This is a genomic window from Mycobacterium sp. (genome assembly GCF_019247615.1).
Classification (GTDB): Bacteria; Actinomycetota; Actinomycetes; order Mycobacteriales; family Mycobacteriaceae; genus Mycobacterium.
In genome coordinates this window covers 1-3,738 of record NZ_JAFBAT010000087.1, presented here as the reverse complement: position 1 = coordinate 3,738, position 3,738 = coordinate 1, and the positions used below count along the sequence as shown (strand labels likewise).

Below are 3,738 nucleotides of genomic sequence, written 5' to 3'. Positions count from 1 at the left end.
ACCAGCGGCATCACGAGCGGAACATGGCGATCAAACACGGCTTGGATCACGGGTCTACCACCGGCGGAATCTCGGAAACGCCCTGAGGAGCCGGCGTCAGCCCGGGGGCTGGGGGAAGCTCGGGATCGGCTCCGGGAGCCGGTATCGGGGCGGGCGCTGGCGCCGGCGGCGGAGGCAGCGGATCGTCGTCGGCACGGGCCGACAAGGGACCAACCAGGCCGCCGATCGCGGCCCACACAGCGAATCCTGCAGACACCAGAAGAGGGCGTTCGCGATCCATGGGCCCAACGCGAATCAAACGAGAACGAGGCGAATCGTAACAGCCACTACGCTGCGGCGGTTCACCCTCGAGATCGACACCGGTGCCGAAGCCAATTGCGGCCACATGGCGACGGGTCGACCCGCACCGCTTTCGGGCAACGGATACACGCCGCCCGAAAGCAGTGCGGATCGGTGCCGGCTTACACGTCGAAGTAGAGGGCGAACTCGTACGGGTGCGGCCGGATCTGGACCGGCAGGATCTCGTAGTCGCGCTTGAAGTTGATCCACGTCTCGATCAGGTCGGGCGTGAAAACGCCGCCCTCCGTGAGGTATTCGTGGTCGGCCTCCAGCCGGTCGATCACCGCGGACAGCTGGGTGGGAGCCTGCGGGATGTTGGCGGCCTCCTCGGGCGGCAGCTCGTAGAGGTCCTTGTCGACCGGCGCCTGCGGCTCGATCTTGTTCTTGATGCCGTCCAGGCCGGCCATCAGCATGGCCGAGAACGCCAGGTACGGATTGCCCGACGAGTCGGGGCAACGGAACTCAAGCCGCTTGGCCTTCGGGTTGCTGCCGGTGATCGGAATGCGCACGCACGCCGAGCGGTTGCGCTGGCTGTACACCAGGTTGATCGGGGCCTCGAAGCCGGGAACCAGCCGCTTGTAGGAGTTCACCGTCGGGTTGGTGAACGCCAGCAGCGACGGCGCGTGGTGCAACAGGCCGCCGATGTAGTGGCGCGCGGTGTCCGACAGGCCGGCGTAGCCCGTCTCGTCGTACATCAGCGGGCTGCCGTCCTTCCACAGCGACTGGTGGGTGTGCATCCCGGACCCGTTGTCGCCGAACAGCGGCTTGGGCATGAAGGTGACGGTCTTGCCGGCCTGCCACGCGGTGTTCTTGACGATGTACTTGTACAGCTGCATGTCGTCGGCCGCGTGCAACAGAGTGTTGAACTTGTAGTTGATCTCGGCCTGGCCGCCGGTGCCCACCTCGTGGTGGCCCTTCTCCAGGCTGAAGCCCGACGCGATCAGGTTGTGCAGCATCCGGCTGCGCAGGTCGACGTAGTGGTCGACGGGGGCAACCGGGAAGTAGCCGCCCTTGGGGCGAACCTTGTAGCCGCGGTTGGGGCTGCCGTCGTTCTCGGTCGGCTCACCGGTGTTCCACCAGCCGGAGATCGCGTCCACCTCGTAGAACGAGCCGTTGGTGCGCGAGTCGAAGCTGACGGAGTCGAAGATGTAGAACTCAGCCTCGGCGCCGAAGTATGCGGTGTCGGCGACCCCGGTGCTTTTCAGGTAGTTCTCGGCCTTGCGCGCGATGTTGCGCGGATCGCGCGAGTAGGGCTCCAAAGTGAACGGGTCGTGCACGAAGAAGTTGAGGTTCAGCGTCTTGGCTTCGGTGAACAGGTCGATCCGAGCGGTCGCGGGGTCTGGGAGCAGCAGCATGTCGGATTCGTGGATCGACTGGAAACCGCGAATCGACGAACCGTCGAAGGCCAAGCCATCCTCGAACACGCTCTCGTCGAAAAACGAAACCGGAATGGTGAAGTGCTGCATGATGCCTGGCAAGTCACAGAACCGGACGTCGACAAACTCGACGTTCTCGTCCTTGGCGAGCTTGAAGACGTCGTCGGGCGTCATTTCCGTCACAGAATTGCTCCTTTACTTGTAATCCGCGGCCTGACGCTATGGAGCAGATGTTGCCCGTCAGTCAACCCCGCGTTGCGCAGAGGTTACGTGCCATGCCCTCCGCAGCAGAACCCGGGTTCGGGTCGGACTCTATTGTGGGGCCATGGACCGCAAGATCGTATCTGGTCTGATGCGGCGACGCAGCGGGACTGGTGCCATCGGATCACGCCGATGACGGCGGGTTCGCGGCCCGCCTATCCCGGTGAGGGGCTCGGCCTGCCGGAGACCGGGCCGGGTTCGCTGGCGCCCATGGGCCGTCGGCTGGCGGCTCTCATGATCGACTGGCTGATCGCCTACGGCCTGGCCGGGTTGGCGCTGGCGTTGAACGTTTACTCCGAACGGATGTTGGCGACCGCAGTGTTGGTCGTCTGGCTGCTGCTCGGGGTGGTGGCGGTGCGGTTGTTCAGCTTCACCCCCGGGCAGTTGGCGCTGGGTCTGCAGGTGGCTGCGGTGGACGGACGCCTGCCGGTCGGGGTCGGGCGATTGGTGGTGCGCGGATTGCTCGTCGGGACCGTCGTCCCGGCGTTGTTCACCGATTCCGACGGCCGGGGTTTGCACGACCGGCTGACCGGAACGGCGGCGGTGCGCCGCTAGCGTGGTTCTTCGGCTAAGGGCTTGGGACGCATAGGCTTCGGCGCACCGGCAGCCGCCAGTCGCTGCAACCAGCGGGGTGGGGTGTGCCGATCCGCTTTGGAGGTTGTCGCTCGTAGCCGGGCAAAACGACACCGTCGTTTCTGCCGGTGACCCATGTGGCACATGGGATCAACGCTTACCCGGCTATTTCGCGCCTGCGATCGTTGGTGAAACCATGCGCTACTTGCGGCGCACGGTGCGCTGCGCTCCGCGCATCTTGCCCGCGTTGGGCAGCGGTCCCTTCGGCAACGCCCCGGCACCTGCCCGCGATCCCAGCGCTGCCAACCGGGACTCGAGGGTGTCCATCTGCTTGATCGTGATGTTGTTGGGCAGGCGGGTGAGGTGGCGTTCCAGCTTGGCCAAGGGAACCTCACCCTGCCCGTTGCCGACGACGATGTCGTAGATCGGCGCTTCGCCGACGACTCGAGCGGTCCGCTTTTTCTCCTGCGCCAGCAGCGGTTTGACCCGCGCCGCCGATCCTTCGCCGACGAGGATGACCCCGGGCCGGCCGAGCACTCGATGCACCGCGTCGAAGTGGCCGGTGGCGGCGACCCCGGGAGTCACCCGCCACTTGCCGCGCAGGTTGTCCAATACCCAGGCGGCCGCGCCCGTTTGACCTTCGGCTTTGCTGAACACCGATCGCTGGGCTCGGCGGCTGAAAATGATGAACGTGACCAACCCGCCCAGCAGCACGCCGAGCGGGATGATCGTGATCGTGGTGAGCCCCCCGGCCCATACGCCGACCGCCACGGAGATGCCCACGATCAGCACGAAGGCGCCGATCATGTAGGGCAGGAGGCGCTTGTCCTCCTTGCGCTGAATGTTGAACGCCTGCCACAACTGGGCGCGGCGTTCCCGCGCGGCGGCCTTGCGGGCGGCCTGCGCCTGCGCCCGGGCGGCCTTGTTCTCGGCGGCATTGCGGGGTTTAGCCATAACCACTAAGGATACGTACGTGCCGATTGGGCGCGGATGCCGGCGGCTTGCTCATACAGCCGTCCCGCCCGGTAGGACGATCGCACCAGCGGCCCCGCCAGCACGCCTGAAAAGCCCAGCCCCTCGGCGTGCTGGGCGAACTCGGCGAATTCCTCGGGCCGCACCCAGCGTTCGACGGGATGGTGGCGGGCCGACGGGCGCAAGTATTGGGTGATGGTGACAATGTCGCAGCCGG

General features: G+C 66.0%; 4 protein-coding genes and 1 pseudogene. 1 reads left to right on the top strand and 4 read right to left on the bottom strand.

Annotation, left to right across the window (positions count from 1 at the left end; all coding sequences use genetic code 11):
- Window positions 1-46: 46 nt before the first annotated feature.
- A complete protein-coding gene (locus tag JO059_RS06150) occupies window positions 47-256 on the bottom strand; it encodes a hypothetical protein (protein ID WP_293315217.1) in 210 nt (69 codons plus the stop codon).
- A gap of 205 nt (window positions 257-461) precedes the next feature.
- On the bottom strand, window positions 462-1,898 hold the full coding sequence (gene glnA / locus JO059_RS06145; RefSeq protein ID WP_293315216.1) for a type I glutamate--ammonia ligase: 1,437 nt from the start codon (window positions 1,896-1,898) through the stop codon (window positions 462-464).
- A 210-nt stretch (window positions 1,899-2,108) separates the two neighbouring features.
- On the opposite strand from glnA, the gene JO059_RS06140 reads away from it, so the two are divergent.
- Window positions 2,109-2,531: an RDD family protein gene (locus JO059_RS06140; RefSeq protein WP_293315215.1), complete on the top strand. Its 423-nt coding sequence runs from the start codon at window positions 2,109-2,111 to the stop codon at window positions 2,529-2,531.
- Window positions 2,532-2,750: 219 nt separating this feature from the next.
- Here the strand turns inward: JO059_RS06140 and JO059_RS06135 are convergent, their stop codons facing one another.
- Both JO059_RS06135 and JO059_RS06130 read right to left on the bottom strand, forming a co-directional pair.
- The gene (locus JO059_RS06135) at window positions 2,751-3,503 is read right to left on the bottom strand and encodes a DUF4191 domain-containing protein (RefSeq protein WP_293315214.1); all 753 of its coding nucleotides are present in this window, start codon (window positions 3,501-3,503) and stop codon (window positions 2,751-2,753) included.
- A 5-nt stretch (window positions 3,504-3,508) separates the two neighbouring features.
- Window positions 3,509-3,738: pseudogene (locus JO059_RS06130) on the bottom strand (lipoyl synthase); the annotation flags it as partial.